This window comes from Bradyrhizobium sp. USDA 4354, from assembly GCF_054060315.1.
Window position 1 is genome coordinate 1,133,369 of record NZ_JBSSDC010000001.1, and the last position, 24,507, is coordinate 1,157,875.

Below are 24,507 nucleotides of genomic sequence, written 5' to 3' on the forward strand. Positions count from 1 at the left end.
CGTCACCTCACCAGAAATTCGATGCGGCGGTTCTGCGCCTTGCCTTCATCGGTGTCGTTGCCGGCGACGGGCTGCGTGCTGCCATGGCCGACCGCGGTGAAGCGGTTGGCGGGCAGGCCCGCCCTGACCAGATAGTCGATCACCGCCTGGGCGCGCTTTTCCGAGAGAGCCTGATTGAAGGAGTCCTCGCCGTCGGCGTCGGTATGCCCGGCGACCTCGATATTGGCGGTGGGGCAGCGCAGCGCCGTCTCGATGAGACGATCGAGGATGCCGGCCGAGTCAGGATCGATGTCCGCGCGCTTGGTCGCGAAACGGATCTTGCCCTTGGTCAGGAGCTCCGAGAACAATTGCTGGCACACGGTGCCGTCGACCGGGCCTGCCGCGGGCTTCACCGTGATCTCCGGCTTGTACTGCCAGTTCTTCGGGAAGTCCCTGCCGAGGCCTGCGCGGATGTCGTTGGCGGCGCCCTCGTAGAGCGCATCGCCCGACAGCTTCACCTCGCGATCGGAGACGACGAGCGTGCCGGTCGACAGCCGCGACAGCGCGCCGAGCGCGGCGACGACCGCCGTGCTGAAGGAGCCGGGCGCGCCGATGCTGGCCTTGAGATTGTCGACGACCTTTTCGGTGAAGAACTTTCGCGAGGCGCTGGTGGCGATCGCGGCGTGGACGTTGTTGTCGGGAACGTAGCCGGTCAGCGTCACCGTCGCCGCCACCGGATCCTTGTAGGCCTGGAAGATATAGGGCGGCGCCTTGATCTCGTTGGCGGCAATCGAAAAACCCTCCGGCAGGTTCTTCAGCGCGGCCGCAATCGCCTCACGGCCGCCGAGCTCGCGCGCCATGCCCGACAGGTTGACCTTGGTGTCCGTTATCGTGATCTTGCCGTCCTTGAGCTTGCCGATCTGATCCAGCAACAGCATCGCGGCTGCCTCGAACCGAGGCGGCGCGCCGCGCGCCAGCCCCATCTGGTCGGCCACCTCGACGCCGCCGACCTCCTTGCGGGCGGCCTCGGTCAGCCGGGCCTTCATCGATGGCAGGGGCGCGGAGCCTGACAGCGTCACCCGCACCACGTCGCGCTCGGCGTTCCAGACGAAAGGCTTGGCCTCAGGAACAAGGCGCGTCCGGTCGTCGACCAGCCGCACGCCAGGGACGGTCTCGACCGCCATCACTGCGTCGCGGCGCCCCTCCTCGGAGAAGGCGTCCGCGGCCAAGCTGACGTCGCGGCCATCGACCGCAATCCGGGTCTTGTCCAGGACGGTATCCTTCAGCGCAGCAGAGCTGCGGGCCGACAGATCGGCCTCGACCGGTAAGGTATTATTCCAGGCCGCAAATCCCCACATGACGGCCAAGGGGATCAGCCCCGGCCACCATTTGCTGGCCCACCTGAAAAGCTTCTGCATTCGACGACCCGAACTCTGGAAACGGAGACAAAACAAACCCTTGGCGGGCTGTCAAACCGGAAATGGTGCCATTCCGAAGGCCCGGGTCGGACAATCGGAATAACTTTTTCTTCAAGGGTTCTTCCGTAAGTTGAAAGCGGAATGCCAGAGTCCCCCAGCCGGTCATGAAACAACTGCGTAACAACGTCATCCGCGCCGGGCTGGGAGCACTCTATTTCAGCGGGGCGCACCACCTGTTGCGCCCGCTTTTGTCGGGTGTCGGCGCCATTTTCATGCTGCACCACGTGCGGCCGGCCCGCGAGGCCGCGTTCCAGCCGAACCGGCATCTCGAAGTCACCCCCGAATTCCTGCGTGCGACGCTGCACCATTTGCGCTCGCGCGACATCGACATCGTCAGCATGGACGAGCTGCATGAGCGGCTGGTGCAGGGCCGGTTCGACCGCCGCTTCGCCGCCTTCACCCTCGATGACGGTTATCGCGACAATCTGGACTACGCATTGCCGGTGCTGCGCGAGTTTGACGCGCCGCTGGCGGTCTATGTCGCAAGCGATTTTGCCGAGGGCACCGGACGATTGTGGTGGACAGCGCTGGAGGCCGTGATCGCCAAAGCCGAGCAGATCGACGTCAGAATCGGCAATTCCGCGCTGCGGCTCGATGCGACGACGACCGCGGCGAAGCAGGCGGCGTTCAACCGCCTGCACGACTGGCTGCGCGCGCTGCCGGGCGAGCACGACCTGGCGCGCGAGATCGAGGCGCTGTGCACGACATACGACGTCGACATGGAAGCGCTGTGCCGCAGCCTGTGCCTGTCCTGGGCCGAAGTGAAGACATTTGCCGCCGATCCGCTGGTCACGATCGGAGCGCATAGCGTCAGCCATTGCAACCTCGCCAAGCAGGCGGAAGACATCGCCGCGCACGAGATGGCCGTGAGCCGCGCGCGGATCGAGCAGGCGCTGGAGCGCCCCGTGTTGCATCTCGCTTATCCCTATGGCGACCGCGACGCCGCCGGCGAGCGCGAATTCACCCTTGCGGCATCCGCCGGCTTCAAGACCGCAGTGACGACACGGCCCGGCATGCTGTTCGCGGAGAATGCCGGCCACATGACCGCGCTGCCCCGCGTCTCGCTCAATGGCAACTACCAGGACACGCGGATCCTGCCGGTGCTGACCTCGGGCGCCGCGACCGCGATGTGGAACGGTTTTCGCCGCATCGCGGCGGCCTGATCCATCCACACGCTCGGACCTCATCCTGAGGAGCGCTCCGAAGGAGCGCCCGCCCGCATCCTTCGAGACGCGCTGACGCGCTTCTCAGGATGAGGGCGGAGTTGGCTCCGCCTTCCTTGACTCCCCCCCCCTGCCCCGCTCACAACCAGCGCCAACCAAGGGAGGTACCATGTTCAACGATCTATTCTCGCTCAAAGGCCGTGTCGCGCTGGTGACCGGCGGTTCGCGCGGCATCGGCAAGATGATCGCGGCGGGATTTCTCAGCGCCGGCGCGGCAAAGGTCTACATCACCGCGCGCAAGGCCGGACCGTGCGAGGCCACCGCCAAGGAGCTCACCGCGCAATATGACGGCGAATGCATCGCGCTGCCGATCGACATCTCGACACTGGCCGGCGCCGAACTGCTGGCCAGCGAGCTCAAAAAGCGCGAGCCCAAGCTCGACATCCTCGTCAACAATGCGGGCGCGGCCTGGGGCGCGGAGTTCGACGAATTCCCGGAAAGCGGCTGGGACAAGGTGATGAACCTCAACGTCAAGGCGCCGTTCTTCCTGACCAAGGTGCTGGCCGGTCCCTTGCGCGCGGCAGCAAGCGCGGAACGGCCGGCGAAGGTGATCAACATCGCGTCGATCGACGGCATCTTCGTCAATCCGATGGAGACCTATTCCTATGCCGCGAGCAAGGCTGGCCTGATCCATCTAACCCGACGCATGGCGGTGAAGCTGATCTCCGACCATGTCGTGGTCACGGCGATCGCGCCGGGCCCGTTCCAGTCCGACATGAACCGCGCCGCGCGCGACCACGGCGACGAGGTCGCAACCCGCGTGCCCGCCGGCCGCATCGGCACCGACGAGGACATGGCGGGTGCCGCGATCTATCTCGCCTCGCGCGCGGGCGACTACGTGGTCGGCGCGACCATCGCCGTCGATGGCGGGATCGTCTATGCGAACCCGGGGATCAAGGGGAGCGGGTGGGATAGCTGAGGGAGAGGCAGAGACGGTCCGCTCCCTCGCCCCGCTCTTTGCGGGGAGAGGGTTGGGGTGAGGGGCCTCTCTCCACGGGAGAGATAGCCGCCGCACCTGTACCCCCTCACCCGGATCGCATCTTCGATGCGATCCGACCTCTCCCCGCAGGCGGGGAGAGGTTAAGAAAAGCCGTTATGACTCGATCTTCACGTACTCGAAATCGCCCGGCTTGTTGTCGATGCCGACCTTGGGCGGCGAGATCCAGGAGGCGAACTGGCCGATCTCGGTGACGGGCTGCATCAAGGACGTGATGAAGTCGCCGTCGCTCGCCGAGGGCAGCCATTCGTCCCGTCGCTTCGCCCAGGTCGCATCGTCGATCAGGATGCCGTCGGGCGTCGCGTGCACGTCCTTGAACTCGCCGATGTGGCGATGGAAGGCGACGTTGGGCAGCGTCAGCTTGAAGTCGTAGCCGGCGGTCGAGATCACCTTGTTCCAGCGCAGCATGCCCTTGACGCAATCCTGGCTGTAATCGTCGCGCAGGCGCATGTTGAGCGCGGTCAGCGCCGGCTCGTCGACCAGCTTGACCTCGCCGTTGATCAGCTTGAGCACCGGATAGGTGGAGCTCTTGAGCTGGTGATCGTCCTCGATCTGGGTCTCGTGATAGCGGCCCTTGATGCCGGCGTTGAAGGCGTTGGCCGCGTTGGTCGAGACCTCCGAGCCGAACAGGTCGAGCGACAGCGTATAGTGCAGGTTCAGCTTCTTCTGGATGGTCGGAAGATCAATGACGCCGAGCGCGCGCACCTTCGCGATATCGGTGGGATCGGTGATGCCGGCTTGCTTCATCGCATCGCAGGTGCGCTGCACGACGCGGGTGATGCCGGTCTCCCCGACGAACATGTGATGCGCTTCTTCCGTCAGCATGAAGCGGCAGGTGCGCGACAGCGGGTCGAAGCCCGACTGCGCAAGGCTGTGCAGCTGCATCTTGCCGTCGCGGTCGGTGAAATAGGTGAACATGAAGAAGGACAGCCAGTCCGGCGTCGCCTCGTTGAAGGCGCCGAGCATGCGCGGCGCATCGGCATCGCCGGAGCGGCGGCGCAGCAAATCATCGGCTTCTTCACGTCCGTCGCGGCCAAAATATTTCTGGAGCAGGTAGACCATTGCCCAGAGATGGCGGCCTTCCTCGACATTGACCTGGAACAGATTGCGCATGTCGTAAAGCGAGGGCGCGGTCTTGCCGAGATGCCGCTGCTGCTCGACCGAGGCCGGCTCGGTGTCACCCTGGATCACGATCAGGCGGCGCAGCATGGCGCGATGCTCGCCCGGGACTTCCTGCCAGGCCGGCTCGCCATAGTGCTCGCCGAAAGGCACGACGCGATTTTCCTCCTGCGGCGCCAGCAGGATGCCCCAGCGATATTCGGGCATGCGGACATAGTCGAACTTGGCCCAGCCGCGTGGATCGACGGAGTAAGCGGTGCGCAGATAGACCAGCGATTCCTGGAAACCTTCCGGCCCCATGTCGCTCCACCAATCCATGTAACCGGGATGCCAGCCTTCCAGCGCTTTGAGCACCTGGCGGTCTTCGGCGAGGTTGACGTTGTTGGGAATCTTGGTCGAGTAGTCGACGTTCATGATGTTCATGTTCATGGCCGTGCTCCTTGATCGGTCTCGTGTCCCGGACGCAGTGCGGCGCGAAGTGCTGCACTGCTGAGGCGGGACCTATTGTCTGGTTCCTCTGGGTCCCGGTTCTGCGGCGCATCACTTCGTGCTGCGCCGCGCCCGGGACACGAATGTCGTTACACCCGCGTCATATCGAATTTCGGCTTCTGGCCGCTGCCGTAGCGGCGCAGCGCGCCTTCCTCGCCGACGGCGTTCGGGCGCTGGAAGATCCAGTTCTGCCAGGCGGTGAGGCGGGCGAAGATCTTTGATTCCATGGTCTCGGGGCCGACAAAGCGCAGGCTGGCTTCCATGCCGGTGAGGCTGTCGGGCGAGAAGCTGGCGCGCTCCTCCAGAAACACACGAACCTCGTCGTCCCAATCGATGTCGTCGAGCGCGAAGGTGACGAGGCCGAGCTCTTCCGCCTGCTCGGCGTCGAACGCGGTGCCAAGGGTCGCCTCGGCGCGCTCCACATCGGACGGATCGGCCTGGAAGCGCGCTTCCAGCCGCGTCAGGCCATGGCTCATCGGATACGGGCCGAAATTCATCGCCGAGAGCTCGATCGACGGCGGCGGGCGGTTGTCGCCCTGGCGCGTGCCGATCAGCATGTAGGAGCGGTCGGCGGCGAAAACGAGCTCGGCGAGCGTGCCGGCAAAGCAGGAGCCGGGCTCGACCAGCGTCACCAGCGTGCGCGAAGTGACGTCGATGCGCTTCAGCACACGCTTCCAGTAGTGGCGGATTTCGTTGACCAGCCAGTGCGCCTTGTTGGCTTCGAGGAAGGCATCGCAAGCGAGCACATGGGCCCGGTCGCCGTGGCTCTTGAACACCAGCATCGCGATCTCGAGCTCGTTGATGCGCAGATGCAGGATCGCGTCATCGAGCTCGCGCGCAACCTGGAGCGGCCAGAACGACGCTCCTTGCGCCATCATGCCGTCGATGTCGGCGGGCGGCGCCGTCTCCGGCGCCTTGATCGAGATCGTGGCGATGCGGGCAGTGCGATCGATGTCGACGGTGACGAAGCCGTAACGGATGCTGGTCTCGTCGATCAGGCGCTTGAGCGGCGTCAGCGGGATGCCCTTGCCGCTGCCCTTGCGCCTCGAGGCGGCCGCGAATTCCCTGGCGCGCTCGGCGATCTTGGCCTCGAGCTTGGAATTCGGCGCGATCTCGTCGACGAGGCGCCATTGCACCGCGCGCTTGCCCTTCACGCCTTCCTCGATGGTGCAGAAGACATCGGCGTGGTCGCGGCGCACCTTGCGCTTGTCGACGACGCGCGTGAGCCCACCGGTGCCCGGCAGGACCGCGAGCAGCGGCACCTCAGGCAGTGCCACCGCGGACGAGCCGTCATCGGCGAGGATGATGTGATCGGTCGCGAGCGCCAGCTCATAGCCGCCGCCGGCGGCGGAGCCGTTCACCACCGTGATGAAGCGCTGGCCGGAATTCTCCGATGAGTCTTCCATGCCGTTGCGGGTCTCGTTGGTGAACTTGCAGAAGTTCACTTTGTGGGCATGGGTGGAGCCCGCGAGCATGCGGATGTTCGCGCCGGCGCAGAACACGCGGTTCTTGGCCGAGCGCAGCACCACGACCTTCACCTCGGGATGCTCGAAGCGCAGGCGCTGGATTGCGTCGGCCAGTTCGATGTCGACGCCGAGATCGTAAGAGTTGAGCTTGAGGAGGTAGCCTTCGAACAGGCCGCCGTTCTCATCGACGTCCATGGTCAGCGTCGCGACATCGCCGTCGACCGCGAGCTTCCAGTGCTTGTAGCGGGACGGTTCGGTCTGGAAATCGATGAATGTCGCGCCGCCTGCGAGGCGCCGATCTTCCCCGGCCATGGGTCATCCCTAAGCTTGATTTTGCGTTTTAGGCTTGAGCGTTAGATGCACAATAATGCATCTTTTGGAGCGCGTCTAGCCCTTGACGGCCGCAGCATGCACTTTGTTTCATGACAGCCATTTTGCCGCGATCATGCGGCGCGTCCTTGCAGGCCCTGATCATCGCGCAGGGCCGCCCTTGCGAATTGCTCGATGACATCGAGCGTCGCCGCCGGTGCCTCACGATGCGGGGAATGGCCCGCGCCTGAAATGAGCGTCAGATCGACCGGGCAGTAGCACTCCTCCTGCGCGATCTCGACCTGGCGCGGGGTGCCATATTGGTCATCCATGCCTTGCACGACCATGATGGGGACGCGGATGTAGGCGAGGTATTCCGAGATGTCCCAATCGCGGAATGTTGGGTCGAGCCAGGCGCCGTTCCAGCCGTAGAAGGCGTTGTCGACATCCTTGTGCCAGCGCGCCAGCTTTGTCTTGAGGTCCGTGGTCTCGAACGTCGTCTTGATCGTGGCGATGGATTTGATCGAGATGTCCTCGACGATGAAATGCGGCGCGATCAGCACGAGGCCGCTCAGGCGATGATCCTGATGCGCCCCGGCATAGATGGTTGCGATCGAGGCACCGTCGGAATGGCCGAGCAGGAGGCCGCGTTTGAAGCCGATCAGGTCGAGCAGCTTCGGCAGCACGTCCAGCGCCTCGCGATGCATGTAGTCGAGCGGCCGCGGCAGCGCGACCGGGCTGGACTGGCCGTAGCCCGCGCGTGAGTAGACGAAGATGCCCGCGCCCGTGGCTTGCTGGAGCTTCTCCGGGAAGTCGCCCCAGAGGCCGACGGAGCCGAGGCCTTCGTGCAGCATGACGATGGTGGGGGCGTCGGGGACTAGCGGCGCGAGCCATTTGTATTCGAGGCTGGCGCTGCCGATGCTGAGGAAGCCGGTGGGGGTGAGATTGGTCATGGTCTTCTTCCTGTTCGCTCCGTCTGCACCCTCCCCTGGAGGGGGAGGGTCGGCTCACATCGAGCGCAGCGAGATGTGAGACGGGGTGGGGTGACAGTCTCTCCGCGGATGCGGTGCCCGTGTGGAGAGATCACCCCACCCCGCTTCGCATTGCGCTTCGCTCCATGCGAAGCGACCCTCCCCCTCCAGGGTAGGGCTATCGCATATGGGCGAGAGTGGAGAGAAGGAAGTCGTTATTCCATCTGGCCTGGAGCATTTTGTGGCTGATGCGCGCGGGACCGGGCGTTGCCTGCAGGGCATTGATGGCCAGCTTGCGAATAAGAGCGAGATTTTCCGCAGCGTGATCCTTGCGGCTGCGGCAGGCGTCCTCGTCGAACAGAACGTCGAGAACCCAGTGCAGGTTGTTCTCGATGCTCCAGTGGGCGCGCACGGCCTCGAGCAGCTTTTTGGCCGACAGCAGGCGCGAGGCCAGGAAATATCGGACCGTATGCTTGGCGGTCTTGCCCGAGTTGGCGCGCCAACTGTCGATGCGGCCGACGGCGGCGATAGCAGGGAAGTCGTATTGCTTCGCCAACTGTGGCGCCGGCGCGATGATGGCCTGCCGGCGTTCGATGCGGCCGTGGGCGGTGGCCCTTCGTTGACTCGCTCGCGCAGCCTTTCGGGCTGTGTCGACCAGCGTCTTGGCGGCCTTGAAGAGCCGGCCACGATTGCTCTTGATGGCCAACACGTAGTGCCCCTTCCGGTCGCGGATGGCTTGCGCGGTATCGGGCCGGCAATGCAAGGCGTCGGCGGTGACAAGAGCTCCGTCCAGATCGAGCAGCGCGAGGACTTCGAGAGCTCCAGCAACCTCGTTGCGATTGGGGGCCTTCCGCTGAGCCAACGCCATACGCGTGCCGGCCGCCCAGACGTTGACCATATGCAGCGGCGTGGCCTGCCGGCCACGCGCGAAGGCTCCGCGCAGAGCCTTGCCGTCGATGCTGACCACGCCCTCGATGCCGAAGCTCTTGCTGAACTTGCGCAAAACCGCTTCCAGACCTTTCGGGTCCAGCGCACGGAAGACGTTGCTGAACGTATCGTGGCTCGGAATACCGTGCCTAAGCTCCAGGAATCGCCGCAACAGTTCCTCGCGGCCTTGGCCGAAGAACTCGAACTCGGTGCAGGTCTTGGCGCCAGCCAGCGTAGCCGCCAATGCAATGACAAGGATATCCACCAGATCGTGTCGGCTGTTGCTGGCGCGCGGATCCTTGAGCGGTCGAAACAGGCGCTTGAGCTTGCGCATTTAGGGCTCCCTCGGGAATCGAGAGACACCCAAAGAATCCAGTTCCAGCCGCTTGGCAACACCCCGCCAACGCCATATGCGATTCCCCTACCCTCCAGGGGAGGGTAAGGAAGCGAGTTCGCTGCCTGCACCATCAATGCGCCCCTTCCCGCAATTTGAACCGCTGGATCTTCCCCGTCGCCGTCTTCGGCAAGGACTCCACCACCTCGATCCAGCGTGGATATTTCCACGGGCCGATCTTCTGCTTGACGTGCTCCTTGAGCATCTCCTGCAAGTCCGTCGTTGTTGCGCCCGGCCGCAGCACCACGAAGGCCTTGGGCTTCAGCAGTCCTTCCGGATCGGCCTCGGGGACAACGGCGGCCTCCAAGACGGCCGGATGCGTGATCAATGCACTCTCGACCTCGAAGGGCGAGACCCAGATGCCGGACACCTTGAACATGTCGTCGGCGCGGCCGCAGAAGGTGTAGCGGCCATCCGCGTCACGAACATATTTGTCGCCGGTGCGGGTCCACGGTCCCTCGAAGGTGCGGCGGCTCTTGTGACGCTGGTTCCAGTAGCCCTCGCCGGCCGAGGGCGCATCGACCAGGAGCTCGCCGACCTCGCCGTCGGCCACGTCCTGGCCGGCCTCGTTGACGAGCCGCACCGCATAGCCCGGCACCGGCTTGCCGGAGGAGCCATATTTGATGTCGCCAGGCGCGTTCGACAGGAAGATGTGCAGCAGCTCGGTCGACCCGACGCCGTCGAGGATGTCGACGCCGAAGCGCGCCTTCCAGCTGAGGCCGACCGATTCCGGCAGCGCCTCGCCGGCGGAGGTGCAGATGCGCAAGCTCTTGCCGCCGCGCTCGGCTTTCATGGACTCGTCGTTGAGCATCGCGGCGAACAGCGTCGGCACGCCGTAGAAGATCGAGGGATTGTAGCGGTTCATCAGGTCGAACATGCGCGCCGGCGTCGGCCGCTCGCTGTTCAGGATGACGCTGGCGCCGACCGACATCGGAAAGGTCAGCGCGTTGCCGAGGCCATAGGCGAAGAACAATTTTGCCGCGGACAGGCACACGTCGCTCTCGTGGATACCGAGCACCTGCTTGGCATAGGTGTCGGCGGTCGCCTGCAAGTTGGAATGGATATGGCGCACGCCCTTGGGCATGCCGGTCGAGCCGGATGAGTAGAGCCAGAACGCGGGCTCATCGGGGTGCGTCGCGGCGGTGGTGAACTGGTCGCTTTCGCCCGCGATCTCCTCCGCAAGCTGCTTGTGGCCATTCTGCTTGGCGCCGGACACCACGACATGCTCGAGATCCGGCATGCGGCCGACCACGTCCTTGATGACAGGATAGAGCGCCTCCGACACGAACAGCACCCGCGCACGGCAGTCGGCGAGGATGTAGGCGTACTGGTCCGCAGTCAGCAGCGTGTTGAGCGGCACCGGCACGATGCCGGCGCGGATCGCGCCGAGAAACACCACCGGGAAATCGACGGTGTCCAGCATGATCATCGCCACGCGCTCCTCGCGGCGGACGCCGAGCCGGCGCAGCATGTTGGCGGCGCGCCGGGTCTCGCGCTGGAGCTCGCCATAGGTGAGCCGCGAGACAGTGTCGTCGAAGGCGAGCTTGTTGCCCCGGCCCTCCTCAACGTTACGGTCGAGCAGCCAGGTCACCGCGTTATAGGATCCCTCGCTCACGGACATCTCCCCCGAATTTAGAATTATAATTCATAGAAAGACACCGCATTGGCTTGCTGTCAATGCCAGCAGGCACTATGTTTCATTAAAACGCGCCGCAGGACATCCTTCAAGAGGCATCCGTAAAGAAGGCTCATGACCGAAAGTCCCGACGCCGAATCCCGATTTCTCGAACAGCTCGGCCAACGCGTGCGCACCATGCGTGCGCTGCGCGGCATGTCGCGCAAAGTGCTCGCCAAGGTATCGGGGATTTCGGAGCGCTACATCGCGCAGCTCGAAAGCGGCAAGGGCAATGTCTCGATCGTGCTGCTGCGCCGCGTCTCCGACGCGATGGGCGCACACCTCGAAGACCTGCTGCCTAGCGCCGATCCAACGCCGGACTGGCAGATGTTTCGCGATCTCTTGCGCAAGGCGACGCCGGCGCAAATCGCGCAAGCAAAAGATCTGCTCGCCGGCGGCAGTGCCTCCGCGCCGCGGCGCGCGCCATTCTGCGGCATCGCGCTGATCGGCCTGCGCGGCGCCGGAAAGTCCACGCTCGGCAGGATGCTGGCGAAAAAGATCGGCTGGAGCTTTGTCGAGCTCAACAAGGAGGTCGAGCAGCAGAACGGGCTCTCGGTCGCCGAGATCATCGCGCTCTACGGCCAGGAAGGCTTTCGCCGCATGGAGCAGGCGGCGCTGCAACAGCTGCTCGCGCGCAACGAGCTGATGGTGCTGGCGACCGGCGGCGGCATCGTCTCCGAACCGCTGACCTTCGACCAGATCCTGACCTCGTTCTACACGATCTGGCTCAAGGCCGAGCCGGAAGAGCACATGGCGCGCGTGCGCCGCCAGGGCGATCTGCGCCCGATGGCGGATGATCGCTCCGCGATGGCGGAGCTGCGCAACATCCTGCTCAGCCGCGAGCCGCTTTACTCGCGCGCGACCGTGGTGGTGGATACGGCGGGGCTATCGGTCGATGCCGCTGCTGCACGGCTGATCGATGCGGTGCGGCCGGTGCTGCAAAACGAAGCGCGCAGCTTCGGTCTGCGCAGCGTAGCGCTGTAGGGCGAGTTGTATCCAAACGCTCCGCTGTCGTCCCGGACAAGCGCGCCACAAGCGCGCGCAGATCCGGGCCCATATCCCCAGGGAGAGGTCGTTGCGCGAGCTGGTAACCACGAGTCATCGCAAAACAACTTCCTGTGGCTATGGGTCCGGCTCAGCGCTCGCTAAGGCTCGCTTGTCCGGGACGACAGTGGAGTTTGTGGGCACGCCATAATGGCACTATATCGGGGCCAACCAGCAGCTGGGACCCCTGATGACCGATAGCGACGTCACCATCTCCATGTTCGAGCGGATCGGCGGCAGCGCCACGATTGATCGTCTGGTCGACCGCTTCTACGAGCGGATGGACACGCTGCCGGAGGCGCAGATCATCCGCGCCATGCACGCGGACGACCTCGGCCTGATCAGGGACGTCTTGAAGCGCTATCTCACCGAATGGACCGGCGGCCCGCGACTCTACTCCGTCGAGAAGGGCCATCCGAGGCTGCGCCAGCGGCATATCGGCTTCGCCATCGGCGATGCCGAGCGCGACGCGTGGATCCTCTGCATGCGCGGCGCGCTGGAGGAGACGGTGACAGATGGCGCAGCGCGACGGGATCTCGACAAGGCGCTGTCGGGCCTCGCCGACTGGATGCGCAACCGGCCGTGACGCTGCTCACCCGGGCTAACAATACTTCCGACGCAGCTAGATCGACCAATAGTGCGGATGCGGGTACGGCCGCGAGCGATCGCCCCAGTCGAACGCGTCGCCATCGAACTCGCAAGGGCCGCTGCTGAGCTCGTCCAGCGTCAGCTCGATCTGAAACGCCTGCCGCCCTGGATCGTATTTCAGCGCGCTCCACTGGAGAGGATAATGGTGACGTGTACCGAGCAGCCCGCCGGTCTTGATCACGGCATAGGCCACCATTCCGCTCATCTTGTCGAGCATCAGCCGCTCGATCGTGCCGAGCTTCGTGCCGTCGCGTCCGTAGACGGCGACATGCTCCACGCGATCACTGGGAACCATGGTGTGGTTCATGGTGTCCTCCCTATTCTCTTGTGCTTACGGCTATTATAGCACCGGTTTCGAGGCGGCGGGAGCAGCTACAGAAGCTGCGGACGCACGGCCTCCGCGCCTTCGCGCAGCAGCGGCAGGAAGCGGTCGATCAGTTCCTGCGCCGGCACGCGATCGACATGGGCGCCCATGTTGATGGCGGCGACGATCACGTCGTCGTAGCGGCGGACGGGGACCGAGATCGAGCGGAAATGCGGTTCGGCCTCGCGGTCGACCAGCGCATAGCCCTGTGCGCGGTCTGCGGCGATGCGCGCGAGCAGCGCCTTCGGATCTGTCACCGTCTGCGGCGTCAACGCCTCCCGCTTCATCGTCTTCAGGCGCGCGGCGAGATCGGCATCGTCGAGCCGGCCGAGCATGGCGCGGCCAACCGAGGTGCAGAAGGACGGCAGGCGGTAGCCGATTTCCAGCCCGCCCGAGAACATGCGCGCCGGGCTGCTGCGGGCGATGAAGACGACCTCGTCACCGTCGAGCACCGCGAGCGAGGAGATTTCATTCGCCGCAGTGGCGACGCGATCGAGCACCGGTTGCATTACCGTGACGAGCTGGTTGGATCGCAGGTAGAACGCCGCCAGCGTCAGCACATGCGGCGTCAGCGAGAACAGTTTTCCGTCGCCGCTGACAAAACCGCCACGCTGCAGCGTGAACAGCATGCGCCGCGCGGTCGCGCGCGGAAGGTCGGCAGCGCGGGCAAGATCGCTCAGCGTCATCGGGCCTGCGGTCGTGCCGAAGCACTGAAGCAGGCGCAGGCCGCGGTCCAGGGCCTCCACGAAATCCGTCGGGCGCTCGTCAGCCTCACTCCGCTTCAGCTTGGGCATGGTGCCAGGGACAATCCTGCAAAATAGTGCTTGCTGCCGATCCAAGGCATGTCATAATTCGCCCATTCGTTCAATAGACGAACAAGCGCCACTCCACAAGGGAATGCACTCGTCATGATGAGCCAGGAGCAGAACGACCTGATCACCCGCACCGGTCCGAAGGACCCCTGCGGAAAGCTGATGCGGAGCTACTGGCAGCCGGCGGCGCTGGTCGACGAGCTGGAAGGTGCGCGGCCGATCCGTCCCGTAAAACTGCTCGGCGAGAACCTGGTGCTGTTCCGCGACGAGACCGGACGCTACGGCCTGATCGACCGCCACTGCGCGCATCGCGGTGCCGACCTCGCTTTTGGCCGGCTCGAAAATGGCGGCCTGCGCTGTGCCTTCCACGGCTGGCTGTTCGACACCACCGGCCAATGTATCGAGACGCCGGCCGAGCCGAAGGATTCAAGACTCTGCCAGAACATCCGCCAGCGCTCTTATCCGGTGGTCGAGAAGAGCGGCATCCTCTGGGCCTATCTCGGCGAGGGCAAGCCACCTGCATTCCCGGAGATCGACTGTTTCGTCGCGCCCGGCCCGCACACTTTTGCGTTCAAGGGCCACATGGCCTGCAACTGGCTGCAGGCGCTGGAAGTCGGCATCGATCCCGCGCATGCCTCCTATCTGCACCGCTTCTTCGAGGACGAAGACACGTCCGCCGCCTACGGCAAGCAATTCCGCGGCGCCTCGGCCGGCAGCGACCTGCCGATGACGAAAATCCTGCGCGAATACGACCGCCCGATCATCAATGTCGAGCACACCGAATATGGCCTTCGGCTGATCGCGCTGCGCGAGATCGACGAGGAGCGGACGCACGTGCGCGTCACCAACCAGATGTTCCCGCACGGCTTCGTCATTCCCATGAGCACGGAGATGACGATCACGCAGTGGCACGTGCCGGTCGACGACGAGAACTGCTACTGGTACGCGATCTTCACCAGCTACACGAACCCGGTCGACAAGCAGAAGATGCGCGACCAGCGGCTCGAACTCTATGAGCTGCCCGACTACAAGTCACGCAAGAACCGCAGCAACGATTACGGTTTCGATCCGCACGAACAGCAGACCGCGACCTATACCGGCATGGGCAACGATATCAATGTCCACGACCAATGGGCGGTGGAGTCGATGGGTGCGATCCAGGACCGCACCAAGGAGCATCTCGGACAGAGCGACAAGGCGATCGTGCAATACCGCCGCCTGCTGCGGCAGGAGATCGAGAAGGTCCAGGGCGGCGAGAGGCCGATGCTGCATCTCGACGAAAAGCAACGCACGCAGCATCCAGGGGCCGGCGACCATGGACGGCATCGGGCCGACGCGGGGCTGGGAGACCTACTGGATGGAGGTCGACGTCAAGCGTCGCCGCGGCGCGCCCTGGACGGCGCCTGCGCCGAAGGAGATCGAAGGCAAGGTGCATCGGCTGACCGCGGCGGAGTGAGGGTGACGGTCCAACCTCGTCATTGCGAGCGAAGCGAAGCAATCCAGGCTGCCTCTCCGGAGAGACTCTGGATTGCTTCGTCGCACCAGCGCAAAATTGCCTTGCAATTTTGTCGCGGGCTCCTCGCAATGACGGAGAATGTGGCGCATGCTTCGCGCCTCACGACTGGAGGAGCTCCAAAGTGACTTTCGTCGCGCGCCATGCGCTGTGGTCGGATGAGCAGAAGGACGCGGCGACGCGCATACGCCGCATCACAGAGGAGAAGAACCTCGAGGTCATTCGCCTCGCCTTCCCCGACCAGCACGGCATCTTGCGCGGCAAGACCATCGTCGCCTCCGAAGCGATCGCCTCTCTGGAAAGCGGTTGCTCCATCACCACCACCATGCTCGCCAAGGATACCTCGCACCGCACGGTGTTTCCGGTGTTCACGTCAGGCGGCGGCTTCGGCATGAAGGAGATGGAAGGCGCGGCCGATGTGCTGATGGTCGCCGATCCCACCACGTTTCGCGTGCTGCCGTGGGCGCCCACCACAGGTTGGGTGCTGTGCGACCTCTATTTCAACGACGGCCGCCAGGTGCCGTTCGCGACGCGCGGGCTCTACAAGCGCGTGCTCGATGAACTTGGCACGCGCGGTCACGACTTCGTCGCAGGCATCGAGGTGGAATTCCACATCTTCAGGCTCGACGACCCGCATATGCGGCCCGAGGACGCCGGCCAGCCCGGCACGCCGCCCTCGGTCAGCCTGCTCAGCCACGGCTATCAATACCTCACCGAGCAGCGCTTCGATCAGATGGAGTCGGTGCTGGAGATTTTGCGGCGCAACATCGTCGCGCTGGGACTGCCCTTGCGCTCAGTCGAGGTGGAGTTCGGGCCGAGCCAGTGCGAATTCACCTTCGCGCCGAAGAAGGGCCTGGAGCCCGCCGACAACATGGTGCTGTTCCGCAGCGCCGTGAAGCAGATTGCCCGCCGCCACGGCTATCACGCCACCTTCATGTGCCGCCCAAAACTGCCGAACGTGTTCGCGAGCGGCTGGCACCTGCATCAGTCAGTCGTCTCGCGTGCGAGCGGCGACAACCTGTTCATGACGAAGGACGGCGGCGAACCGCTCAGCGCATTCGGCAAGGCCTATCTCGCCGGCCTGCTTGATCACGCCCGCGCATCGACCGTGTTCACGACCCCGACCATCAATGGCTACAAGCGCTATCGGTCCTATTCGCTGGCCCCGGACCGCGCAATCTGGGGCCGCGACAATCGCGGCGTGATGATCCGCGTGCTCGGAGGCGCCGGCGATGCCGCAACGCGCCTGGAGAACCGCATCGGCGAGCCCGCCGCCAATCCCTATCTCTACATGGCCTCGCAGATTCTCTCAGGCCTCGACGGCGTCGACCGCAAGCTCGATCCCGGCCCTTCGGCCGACACGCCTTACGAGACCAAAGCGCCGCCATTGCCGAAATCGCTGCGCGATGCCGTCGCCGCGCTGAAGGACGATCCTTTCTTCCGCGAGACGCTCGGGGCCGAATTCGTCGACTACTACACCCACATCAAAAACGCCGAGATCGATCGCTTCCTGTCTGAAGTAACCGACTGGGAGCATCGCGAATATTTCGAGGTGTTTTGAAAGCCGCCGCTCAATGGGGGAGAGGGGTTCACCCCTCACATGCCCGTGAAGCGACTTCGTCGTCCCTGTTCCCGACGACATCTCGCCCCGTCCGACGAAGCCATTTTCCGCTCGCGGCGAAAACCGCCTGAAAGATGCAGGGTCTATGCTGCCGCTCCATGATCAACAGTGGAGTTCGATCATGTTGGGTCAATTGTTCAGCTGGTCTATCGCTGGTCCTGCAGGGGGACCCTGATCGAGATTGGTACGCATCGGCTGGCACGTTAGCGGGTGCGATTGGGTAAGTTTGGTTGACCGATAATGGGGATGGCCATGTGCAAACTCATCCTGATCGCTGCTATGTCGCTGCTCACGACCCAGGCCTATGCCGGCGGCGTGCGCAGCCTGAGCCTTGCGGCGAGCACCGCGAATCAACAGGCAACCGAGCAGCCCGCCACGCAGACGGGTGGCACGCCGCAAGCGACACAGTCGCCGGCAGCGGCACAGCCTGCGACCACGCAAACAGCGACGACGCCCCCCATCGCAACGACACCAACCGCCACGGCGACGACAGCCGCGTCAGCCGCACCGATCCAGACCACGACCAAGCCGAAGCGGCGCGCACCGTCGGTCGAGTCCCGCGTGATCCGCGAGCTACACCGCCACGGGATCTATTGGTGAATATCGTCCCCGCCCCGTGCGCAATTGCGCAACGGGGCCGGAACGGCACTCACCAGCGATAGCCGAGCGTGGCGATCACGGTTAGCGGCGCGCCACGGTAGCAATAACCGACCTGGCACGTCGTGTAGTGCAGATTGAACAGGTTCTTGGCGTTGACCTGGAGCTGAAGCCCCTTCAGCTCCTTCGCCGCCTGGCCAAAATCATACTTCAGCGCTGCGTCGACCAGCGTCACCGAGCTGTTCCTGAACGTGTTCAGATCGTCACCATAGCTCCAGGACATGTAGCGCACGCCGCCACCGATGCTCAGCCCCGCGAACGGGCCGGCCAGCGGCAATGCGTAATTGCCCCATAGCGTTGCCGTGTGCGGAGGATTGCCCGACGGAAACTTGCCGACCAACGCGCTGTCGCCGGCCTGCTTGGTGACCATGTCGAGATAGGTGTAGGACGAGGTGATGTCGAAACCATTGCCAAGGCTCGCGAGCCCCTGCAATTCGAAGCCGCGGCTTTGAATCTCGCCGCGCTGAACCGTCACGCCCGTACCTGTCGTGACCAGCCCGCCGTCCTGGATCAGGTCGAACACCGCGGCGGTGATGAAGCTCCTCGTCCCCTGCGGCTGATACTTCACGCCAATCTCGGTCTGCTTGCCGGTGGTCGGCTTGAAGAACGCGCCGGAGGGATCGACGCCGAGATTGGGAAAGAACGACGTCGAATAGGCAACGTAGGGCGCCACGCCGGAATCGAACACATAGGTCAGGCCGGCCCGCCCGCTATAGGCCTGATCGGACTGCGTCTGTCTTGTCAGCGCGAACAGGTCCTCGCTTGTGGTGCGGACCCAGTCGCTACGGCCGCTCAACGTCAGGATCCAGTGGTCGAGCTTGGCTTGGTCCTGAATGTAGAGGCCGGACTGGGTTTGCCGCTGCGCGGTGGACGAGGAGATCGCGGGATCAGGAATGGATTCCGGTGCATAGACCGGCGCGGCCAGATTGAGATCGGACACGCCGAAGCCGAACCCCTGCTTGTCGGTGAACTTCGAAGAGGTATAGTCAGTGCCGACCAGGAGCGTGTGCTGCACGGGGCCGGTGGAGAGCTTTGCCTCGACCTGGTTGTCCATGATGGCCGATTGCAGCGTATCGTGGACGTAGCCGGTATAGCGCGACACGACATTGCCGACCGGAGCGCCGAGAAAGCCGACATAGCGGGTGACCGCGTCGAGATCGACGTAGCGGAACTTCTGGCGAACCGTCACGGCGTTGTTGAACGCGTGCTCGAACAGGTAGCCGACGCGCCCCTGCTCCTGATCGAGCGAATTGTAGGACGGACTGCCGGTGAAGATGTCCGTGGTGGTCCCGGTGCCGGCCGAATAGGTGAACATCGAGCCCGGCGTTTTCGATTTCTGATAGGCGCCGAGAAGCGTGAGGGTCGTCGATTGGTCCGGTCTCCAAGTGACGGCGGGAGCGACATAGGTGCGATTGTCCTTGCCCCCCGGCACGAACACGTCGGCGTCGCGCACGAAGCCAGTGAGCCGATAAGAGAACTGGCCGTTGGGATCGATCGGCCCCGAGAAATCGAAATTGCCCTGAACGCGATCGCGGTCGCCGAACAGCGTCTGCACCTCGTGGAACGGCTGACTGGTCGGCAGCTTGCTTTGCAGATCGATCAGTCCGCCTGGCGAGCCGAGACCGTAGAGCGCCGAGCTCGGGCCGCGGACCACGGTGATGCTGTCGACCCCATAGGGCTCGGTCTTGAACACGCCGAGACCGGCGCCGACCAGGCGCAAGCCATCGAGATAGACGCCGTTATAGGTGATGTCGAAGCCGCGGATCGAGATGGCATCGAAACGCGGATCATAGCCGGAGGCATCGATGCGGACACCCGGTTCATAGCCGACCGCTTCGGTTAGCGTCTGCACGGCGCGATCGTTGAGCTCCTTGCGTGTCACCACCGAGATCGACTGCGGCGTCTCGAGCAATGGTGTATTGGTCTTGGTGCCGGCAGAGCTGCTGCTTGCAACATAGCTGTTCTCGCTCGACACGTTGGCGCGGCCGCTGACTGCCTCGCGCGCGTCCGGGTTTCTGGCTTGCCCGGAAGCGGCATTGCGTTGCGCCGCGACGCGGCCGCGCTGCGATTGTGATGCGCGCTGGGCAGACTGGGCACGCGGACGTGCCTGGTTCGGCGCCTCCACAGTGACGGGCGGCAACGTTGCCGCCGTCGATGCCGAATTGGTTCCGGAGACCTGTGCAAGGGTCGGTGTTGCCTGCAACACCACTCCCAGACCGGCCACGCCCAGACCAGCCTTCACCACACGTTCCCAACCGAACGTCTGTCCGTCGTCGCGCCTCATCGTCTTCCCCGAGTTCCGCCTTTAGACGACCCGGAGTAACCAGATCGAGGCGCACGCCGCCTTTGCGACTGTGCAAATCGCCTTTGACTCCACGTGGAGGCCTTCAAGACTGAGGTCGCAGGCAGCCGATCGGTCGCCGCTATCGACAGCGGCTCGGCGAATGACCGAAGCGCCTGCGGAAGGCCGTCGCGAAGTTCGCCGGATGGGCATAGCCGACCCGATAGGCCGCTTCGGTGACCGACAAGCGCTGATGAATCAGAAGAGCGCGTGCGGCGTCGAGCCGCTTGCCCCTGAGATAGTCGATGGCGCTCTCGCCATGGGCGATCTGGAATTTCTGGTTGAAGGATCGCCGGCTCAGGCCTGCGTTCCGCGCCAGCTCGTCGATGCTCCAAGGATAGGCAAGATCGGCGTCCATCCGCTCCTTGACCGATTGCAGCCGCATGCGCTGGAGGTCTGTTGCCGGATCGACCACGATCCGGCCGCTCTCGCCGAACAACACATGGACGACGATCTCGGCGGCTTGCGCCGACAACAGCAACTGCGCCGCGCTTCCGGCGACCGGCGGCGAGAACATTTCCGCCGCGACGGCCTGCACGCGCGCAGATGCGGCCAGCGAGACGATGGCCGCATAGGCCTCCCCATCCTTGAACAGCGCCCGAAACTCAGCGCCGAGTCCGAGCTGATCGATGGAAGCTTCGGGCAACGCGAGGCCGATGGCAGGTCGCTCGTTACACCGAACCAAGCGTTCCACGGCAAGGGATTCACGCACGGCAATCGCCGTCATCTGCCTTTCGCCGGTTGCGCGCGTCAGGATGCCGCGGCCTGCACTGACGTCGAACGCCACGGAGATGAACAGACCCGGCGCGGCCATCGCGCGGCCGCTGGCGTCGGCTCGAAACGCACCTCTGACAAACACGCAGCCCGGAAAGTCCAGCCACTGGGCTGTCGTTGAAGCCCCTTGCTGTGCGGAACCGATGTCGTCTTGAGGCCGGCCGCCAATTTGCTCGTAGAAGTCCCGCATCGAATCCACAACGCCGTGACCTCTTTGACGGCTGACGGCCGCGCGCTCAAGAGCTCAGCGGGCAGTTTGGAGGATTTCGAAATTGGATTTGCTCGAAGCGACCTTGCGTTGCGCTAGCCAAGGCAACGAATGCGTCAGATTCCCAGATATTTGTGCTGCAAGTCCGGCGCGGCCATTAGTTCGTCGGAGGTGCCGCTCCACACCGTCTTGCCGCGCTCGATGATGTAGTGGCGATCGCAGATGCGGGCGAGATGGTCGACGTTCTTGTCGACGACCAGGATCGACTGGCCCCGGCTCTTGAGCAGCGACAGGCAGTTCCAGATCTCCTCGCGGATCAGGGGCGCGAGTCCTTCGGTCGCCTCATCCAGGATCAGGAGCTTTGGATTCGTCATCAGCGCGCGGCCGATCGCGAGCATCTGCTGCTCGCCACCGGAGAGCTGGTTGCCCATATTGGAGGCACGCTCGGCAAGGCGGGGGAACAGCACGTAGATCGCGGCGAACGTCCAGGGATTATTGGTGTTGAAGCGATCCGCCGCGGCCGCGACCAGATTTTCGCGCACGGTGAGGTTCGGGAAGATCTGACGCCCCTCGGGAACGAGGCCGACGCCGAGCTTTGCAATCCTGTAGGACGGAAGCTGTCGTACCTCGGCGCCAGCGAAGCGGATGCTGCCTGCGCGTGCCGGCGTCAGGCCCATGATGGAGCGGATCGTCGTGGTCTTGCCCATGCCGTTGCGGCCCATCAGCGAGACCATCTCGCCCGGCTTGATCGACAACGACAGGCCGAACAGCACCTGGGAGAGGCCGTAGCAGGTCTCGATGCCGTCGACGTCGAGCAGCGTGTCAGCCATGATGCGTCACCACATGCTGATCGCCCAGATAGGCGCGCTTGACGTCCTCGTTCTGGCGGATCGCGGCCGGGTCGCCGGAGGCGATGACGCGGCCATAGACCAGCACCGAGATGCGGTCGGCCAGCGCGAACACCGCCGGCATGTCGTGCTCGACGAGGACGATCGAGACTTCCTTGCGCAGCTCCTGGAGCAGCTTCACCATGCGCTGGGATTCGGTGACGCCGAGGCCGGCCATCGGCTCATCCAGCAGCAGCAGCTTCGGCTTGCTCGCGAGCGCGACCGCAAGCTCGAGCTCGCGACGCTCGCCATGGCTGAGCCTGTTCACCACGACATCGGCGCGATGGGCGAGACCGACCCGATCGAGCGCCGCGTGCGCGGCATCGCGCAGGCCCTTCTCCTTGCGCGCGTTGGCGAAGAAGCGGAACGAGGTGCCGGCATGCGCCTGCGCCGCCAGCGCGACATTGTCGGCGGCGGTGAAGTCGAGCAGCAGCGAGGTGATCTGGAACGAACGCGCAAGACCGAGCGCGCAGCGGCGATAAGCCGGCAAGTATGTGATGTCGCGTCCCGCCAGCGAGACGCTGCCGGAATGCGGCGCGAGATGCCCGGTGAGCTGGCTGATCAGCGTGGTCTTGCCGGCGCCGTTCGGACCGATGATGGCGTGCAGCTCACCGGCCGCGACGTCGAGCGAGACGTTGTCGGTCGCGATGATGCCGCCGAAGCGGCGCACCAGCTTTTCGACGCGGAGCAAGGGTTCAGCCACGGCCAGCCCTCCCGAGCACGCCCATGATGCCGCCCCGGCCGAACAGCACGATCAACAGCAGCAGCGGGCCCATGATAAGCGCCCAGTATTCGGTGATCTGCGACAGGAATTCTTCAAGCAGCAGGAACACCACCGCGCCCATGATCGGGCCGAACAGTGTGCCCATGCCGCCCAGGATTACCATTACCATGAGGTCGCCGGAGCGCGTCCAGTACATCACGGCCGGGCTGACGAAATCGGTGTTGTTGGCGAGCAGCGCGCCGGCAAGGCCGCACATGGTGCCTGATATGACGAAGCAGACCAGCTGGTAGCGCTTGGCGGGGAAGCCGATCGCCTGCATACGCTGCTCGTTGGAGCGCAGGCCCTGCACCACGAGGCCGAAGCGCGAATTGACGATGCGCCAGATCAGGAAGATGACGCCGAACAGGCAGGCGAGGCAAAGATAATAGAACTGCGTGCGGTTCGACAGATCGATCAGCCCGGAGAAATCGCTGCGCTTGTAGATGGTGAGGCCGTCGTCACCGCCGTAGCGCGCTAGGCCCGAAGCGACGTAATAGGCCATCTGGGCGAAGGCGAGCGTGATCATGATGAAGTAGACGCCACGGGTGCGAAGCGAGAGCGCGCCGATCACGAGTGCATAGATCGCGGAGGCCGCGAGCGCGACCGGGAACTGGATGAAGCCGGAACCGACGCCTTCCTGCGCGAGCATGCCGACGGCGTAGCCGCCGATGCCGAGATAGGCGGCATGGCCAAAGCTCATCATGCCGCCAAAACCCATGATGAGGTTGAGGCTCGCCGCCGCCAGCGCCAGGATGATGATGCGTGTGAACAGCGTCAGGATGAAGATGTTGCCGGACAGAGACGAATAGAGCGGCAGCAGCACGAGGCCCGCCAGCATCAGGGCCGTGACGGCCTTGCTCACGCTCAGACCCTTCATCGACGGTTAGCCGGAAACAGCCCCTCCGGGCGCACCACCAGCACGATCGCCATCAAGAGGTAGATCAGCATGGAGGAAAGCGCGGGCGCGGCGGTGGAGGCAGCGGCGCCGCTCAGCACCTGGCGGAGCAGGTTAGGCAGGAAGGCACGGCCGAGCGTGTCGATCATGCCGACGAAGATCGCGGCCAGGAACGCGCCGCGAATCGATCCGATGCCGCCGATCACGATGATGACGAAGGCAAGGATCAGGATGTTCTCGCCCATGCCGATCTGCACGGTGAGAATTGGCGCCTGCATCAGGCCGGCAAGGCCCGCGAGCGCGGCGCCCAGGCCGAACACCAGCGTGTAGAGCAGCTTGATGTTGATGCCGAGCGCGCCGATCATCTCGCGGTTGGAAGCACCGGCGCGGATCAGCATGCCGATGCGGGTGCGCATCACGCCGAGATAGAGCAGCAGCGCGACCAGCAGCGCCACCGCGATGATGGCGAGCCGATAGGCGGGATAGTGAATGCCGGGCAGGATCGGCACCGGCACGGTGAGCCAGGCCGGCAGCGGCAGCGCGAGGCCCGCCGGACCCCAGATCAGCCGCACGGCTTCATTGAAGAACAGGATTAGGCCGAAGGTGGCAAGCACGTGGTCGAGATGGTCGCGGCCATAGAGATGCCGGAGCGCCGTCACCTCCAGCGCGATACCGAGCACCAGCGTGGCCCCTAACGCCATCAGCGCGCCGAGCAGGAAGCTGCCGGTCCAGGCTGCAAAGGTCGCGGCGAAATACGCGCCCATCATATAGAGCGAGCCGTGCGCGAGGTTGACGAGATCCATGATCCCGAACACCAGCGTCAGGCCTGCGGCGAGAAGGAACAGCAGCAGACCGAACTGCAATCCGTTCAAGAACTGTTCGACGACGAGTAGCATCAAGACTCTTTCAGGCGCACGCAGCGTCGCGCCGATGTTCGAACACAGTCGCCATCA

Annotated in this window: 20 protein-coding genes and 1 pseudogene; 7 read left to right on the plus strand and 14 right to left on the minus strand. The window is 64.4% G+C overall.

The annotated features are described in order from the left end of the window. Positions 1–2 precede the first annotated feature (2 nt). On the minus strand, positions 3–1,397 hold the full coding sequence (locus ACVIIV_RS05440; protein WP_456743269.1) for an OmpA family protein: 1,395 nt from the start codon (positions 1,395–1,397) through the stop codon (positions 3–5). Positions 1,398–1,561: 164 nt separating this feature from the next. Here ACVIIV_RS05440 and ACVIIV_RS05445 point away from each other — a divergent pair, with 164 nt between their 5' ends. Continuing rightward, positions 1,562–2,620, plus strand: coding sequence for a polysaccharide deacetylase family protein (locus tag ACVIIV_RS05445; RefSeq protein ID WP_456743270.1), 1,059 nt, complete (start codon positions 1,562–1,564; stop codon positions 2,618–2,620). 169 nt (positions 2,621–2,789) lie between these two features. Beyond that, positions 2,790–3,599: an SDR family oxidoreductase gene (locus tag ACVIIV_RS05450; RefSeq protein WP_456743271.1), complete on the plus strand. Its 810-nt coding sequence runs from the start codon at positions 2,790–2,792 to the stop codon at positions 3,597–3,599. Between the two features lie 174 nt (positions 3,600–3,773). Here the strand turns inward: ACVIIV_RS05450 and boxB are convergent, their stop codons facing one another. The 5 genes from boxB to ACVIIV_RS05475 form a co-directional block, all read right to left on the minus strand. Further along, on the minus strand, positions 3,774–5,225 hold the full coding sequence (gene boxB / locus ACVIIV_RS05455; RefSeq protein ID WP_456743272.1) for a benzoyl-CoA 2,3-epoxidase subunit BoxB: 1,452 nt from the start codon (positions 5,223–5,225) through the stop codon (positions 3,774–3,776). Between the two features lie 149 nt (positions 5,226–5,374). Further along, entirely contained in the window at positions 5,375–7,063 is a 1,689-nt protein-coding gene (gene boxC, locus ACVIIV_RS05460) for a 2,3-epoxybenzoyl-CoA dihydrolase (RefSeq protein ID WP_456743273.1), read from the minus strand. Between the two features lie 131 nt (positions 7,064–7,194). Beyond that, on the minus strand, positions 7,195–8,013 hold the full coding sequence (locus tag ACVIIV_RS05465) for an alpha/beta fold hydrolase (RefSeq protein ID WP_456743274.1): 819 nt from the start codon (positions 8,011–8,013) through the stop codon (positions 7,195–7,197). A gap of 196 nt (positions 8,014–8,209) precedes the next feature. Beyond that, the gene (locus ACVIIV_RS05470; protein ID WP_456742802.1) at positions 8,210–9,292 is read right to left on the minus strand and encodes an ISAs1 family transposase; all 1,083 of its coding nucleotides are present in this window, start codon (positions 9,290–9,292) and stop codon (positions 8,210–8,212) included. 133 nt (positions 9,293–9,425) lie between these two features. Beyond that, entirely contained in the window at positions 9,426–10,967 is a 1,542-nt protein-coding gene (locus ACVIIV_RS05475; protein WP_456743275.1) for a benzoate-CoA ligase family protein, read from the minus strand. A 135-nt stretch (positions 10,968–11,102) separates the two neighbouring features. On the opposite strand from ACVIIV_RS05475, the gene ACVIIV_RS05480 reads away from it, so the two are divergent. Next, complete coding sequence (locus ACVIIV_RS05480) at positions 11,103–12,011, plus strand: helix-turn-helix transcriptional regulator (RefSeq protein ID WP_456743276.1); 909 nt, start codon at positions 11,103–11,105, stop codon at positions 12,009–12,011. Between the two features lie 250 nt (positions 12,012–12,261). Next, positions 12,262–12,657, plus strand: a complete 396-nt coding sequence (locus tag ACVIIV_RS05485; protein WP_456743277.1) for a group II truncated hemoglobin — start codon at positions 12,262–12,264, stop codon at positions 12,655–12,657. A 36-nt stretch (positions 12,658–12,693) separates the two neighbouring features. Here the strand turns inward: ACVIIV_RS05485 and ACVIIV_RS05490 are convergent, their stop codons facing one another. Both ACVIIV_RS05490 and ACVIIV_RS05495 read right to left on the minus strand, forming a co-directional pair. After that, a complete protein-coding gene (locus ACVIIV_RS05490; protein WP_456743278.1) occupies positions 12,694–13,026 on the minus strand; it encodes a PRC-barrel domain-containing protein in 333 nt (110 codons plus the stop codon). A 65-nt stretch (positions 13,027–13,091) separates the two neighbouring features. After that, the gene (locus tag ACVIIV_RS05495) at positions 13,092–13,877 is read right to left on the minus strand and encodes an IclR family transcriptional regulator domain-containing protein (RefSeq protein WP_456743279.1); all 786 of its coding nucleotides are present in this window, start codon (positions 13,875–13,877) and stop codon (positions 13,092–13,094) included. 114 nt (positions 13,878–13,991) lie between these two features. Here ACVIIV_RS05495 and ACVIIV_RS05500 point away from each other — a divergent pair. The 3 genes and pseudogenes from ACVIIV_RS05500 (at position 13,992) to ACVIIV_RS05510 (ending at position 17,629) form a co-directional block, all read left to right on the plus strand. Beyond that, positions 13,992–15,351 (plus strand): annotated as a pseudogene (locus ACVIIV_RS05500) (aromatic ring-hydroxylating dioxygenase subunit alpha). Between the two features lie 181 nt (positions 15,352–15,532). Continuing rightward, positions 15,533–16,969 carry a glutamine synthetase family protein gene (locus ACVIIV_RS05505; protein WP_456743280.1) on the plus strand — a complete coding sequence of 479 codons (1,437 nt, stop codon included), beginning with the start codon at positions 15,533–15,535 and terminating at the stop codon, positions 16,967–16,969. 312 nt (positions 16,970–17,281) lie between these two features. After that, a complete protein-coding gene (locus tag ACVIIV_RS05510) occupies positions 17,282–17,629 on the plus strand; it encodes a hypothetical protein (protein ID WP_456743281.1) in 348 nt (115 codons plus the stop codon). A 49-nt stretch (positions 17,630–17,678) separates the two neighbouring features. Here ACVIIV_RS05510 and ACVIIV_RS05515 read toward each other — a convergent pair whose 3' ends face one another. The 6 genes from ACVIIV_RS05515 to ACVIIV_RS05540 all read right to left on the minus strand — a co-directional run bounded on the left by ACVIIV_RS05515 (position 17,679) and on the right by ACVIIV_RS05540 (position 24,450). Continuing rightward, the gene (locus tag ACVIIV_RS05515; RefSeq protein WP_456743282.1) at positions 17,679–19,970 is read right to left on the minus strand and encodes a TonB-dependent siderophore receptor; all 2,292 of its coding nucleotides are present in this window, start codon (positions 19,968–19,970) and stop codon (positions 17,679–17,681) included. A 139-nt stretch (positions 19,971–20,109) separates the two neighbouring features. After that, complete coding sequence (locus ACVIIV_RS05520; protein WP_456743283.1) at positions 20,110–20,841, minus strand: helix-turn-helix transcriptional regulator; 732 nt, start codon at positions 20,839–20,841, stop codon at positions 20,110–20,112. Between the two features lie 284 nt (positions 20,842–21,125). Then, positions 21,126–21,839: an ABC transporter ATP-binding protein gene (locus tag ACVIIV_RS05525; protein ID WP_456743284.1), complete on the minus strand. Its 714-nt coding sequence runs from the start codon at positions 21,837–21,839 to the stop codon at positions 21,126–21,128. Next, positions 21,832–22,599, minus strand: a complete 768-nt coding sequence (locus ACVIIV_RS05530) for an ABC transporter ATP-binding protein (protein WP_456743285.1) — start codon at positions 22,597–22,599, stop codon at positions 21,832–21,834. The genes ACVIIV_RS05525 and ACVIIV_RS05530 overlap by 8 nt, the downstream gene beginning before the upstream one ends. Beyond that, positions 22,592–23,536 (minus strand): branched-chain amino acid ABC transporter permease, encoded by a 945-nt coding sequence (locus ACVIIV_RS05535; protein ID WP_456743286.1) that lies wholly within the window; start codon positions 23,534–23,536, stop codon positions 22,592–22,594. Before ACVIIV_RS05535 ends, ACVIIV_RS05530 begins: the two co-directional genes overlap by 8 nt. After that, positions 23,533–24,450 (minus strand): branched-chain amino acid ABC transporter permease, encoded by a 918-nt coding sequence (locus tag ACVIIV_RS05540; RefSeq protein ID WP_456743287.1) that lies wholly within the window; start codon positions 24,448–24,450, stop codon positions 23,533–23,535. Before ACVIIV_RS05540 ends, ACVIIV_RS05535 begins: the two co-directional genes overlap by 4 nt. Positions 24,451–24,507 lie beyond the last annotated feature (57 nt).

Excerpts from the sequence above, each read along its gene's own strand:
- ACVIIV_RS05525 (WP_456743284.1), bottom strand. The coding sequence starts at position 21,839 with ATGGCTGACACGCTGCTCGACGTCGACGGCATCGAGACCTGCTACGGC.
- ACVIIV_RS05495 (WP_456743279.1), bottom strand. The coding sequence starts at position 13,877 with ATGCCCAAGCTGAAGCGGAGTGAGGCTGACGAGCGCCCGACGGATTTC.
- ACVIIV_RS05470 (WP_456742802.1), bottom strand. The coding sequence starts at position 9,292 with ATGCGCAAGCTCAAGCGCCTGTTTCGACCGCTCAAGGATCCGCGCGCC.
- ACVIIV_RS05485 (WP_456743277.1), top strand. The coding sequence starts at position 12,262 with ATGACCGATAGCGACGTCACCATCTCCATGTTCGAGCGGATCGGCGGC.
- ACVIIV_RS05540 (WP_456743287.1), bottom strand. The coding sequence starts at position 24,450 with ATGCTACTCGTCGTCGAACAGTTCTTGAACGGATTGCAGTTCGGTCTG.
- boxC (WP_456743273.1), bottom strand. The coding sequence starts at position 7,063 with ATGGCCGGGGAAGATCGGCGCCTCGCAGGCGGCGCGACATTCATCGAT.
- boxB (WP_456743272.1), bottom strand. The coding sequence starts at position 5,225 with ATGAACATGAACATCATGAACGTCGACTACTCGACCAAGATTCCCAAC.
- ACVIIV_RS05440 (WP_456743269.1), bottom strand. The coding sequence starts at position 1,397 with ATGCAGAAGCTTTTCAGGTGGGCCAGCAAATGGTGGCCGGGGCTGATC.
- ACVIIV_RS05520 (WP_456743283.1), bottom strand. The coding sequence starts at position 20,841 with ATGGCCGCGCCGGGTCTGTTCATCTCCGTGGCGTTCGACGTCAGTGCA.
- ACVIIV_RS05490 (WP_456743278.1), bottom strand. The coding sequence starts at position 13,026 with ATGAACCACACCATGGTTCCCAGTGATCGCGTGGAGCATGTCGCCGTC.
- ACVIIV_RS05480 (WP_456743276.1), top strand. The coding sequence starts at position 11,103 with ATGACCGAAAGTCCCGACGCCGAATCCCGATTTCTCGAACAGCTCGGC.
- ACVIIV_RS05445 (WP_456743270.1), top strand. The coding sequence starts at position 1,562 with ATGAAACAACTGCGTAACAACGTCATCCGCGCCGGGCTGGGAGCACTC.
- ACVIIV_RS05510 (WP_456743281.1), top strand. The coding sequence starts at position 17,282 with ATGTGCAAACTCATCCTGATCGCTGCTATGTCGCTGCTCACGACCCAG.
- ACVIIV_RS05515 (WP_456743282.1), bottom strand. The coding sequence starts at position 19,970 with ATGAGGCGCGACGACGGACAGACGTTCGGTTGGGAACGTGTGGTGAAG.
- ACVIIV_RS05465 (WP_456743274.1), bottom strand. The coding sequence starts at position 8,013 with ATGACCAATCTCACCCCCACCGGCTTCCTCAGCATCGGCAGCGCCAGC.
- ACVIIV_RS05450 (WP_456743271.1), top strand. The coding sequence starts at position 2,790 with ATGTTCAACGATCTATTCTCGCTCAAAGGCCGTGTCGCGCTGGTGACC.
- ACVIIV_RS05535 (WP_456743286.1), bottom strand. The coding sequence starts at position 23,536 with ATGAAGGGTCTGAGCGTGAGCAAGGCCGTCACGGCCCTGATGCTGGCG.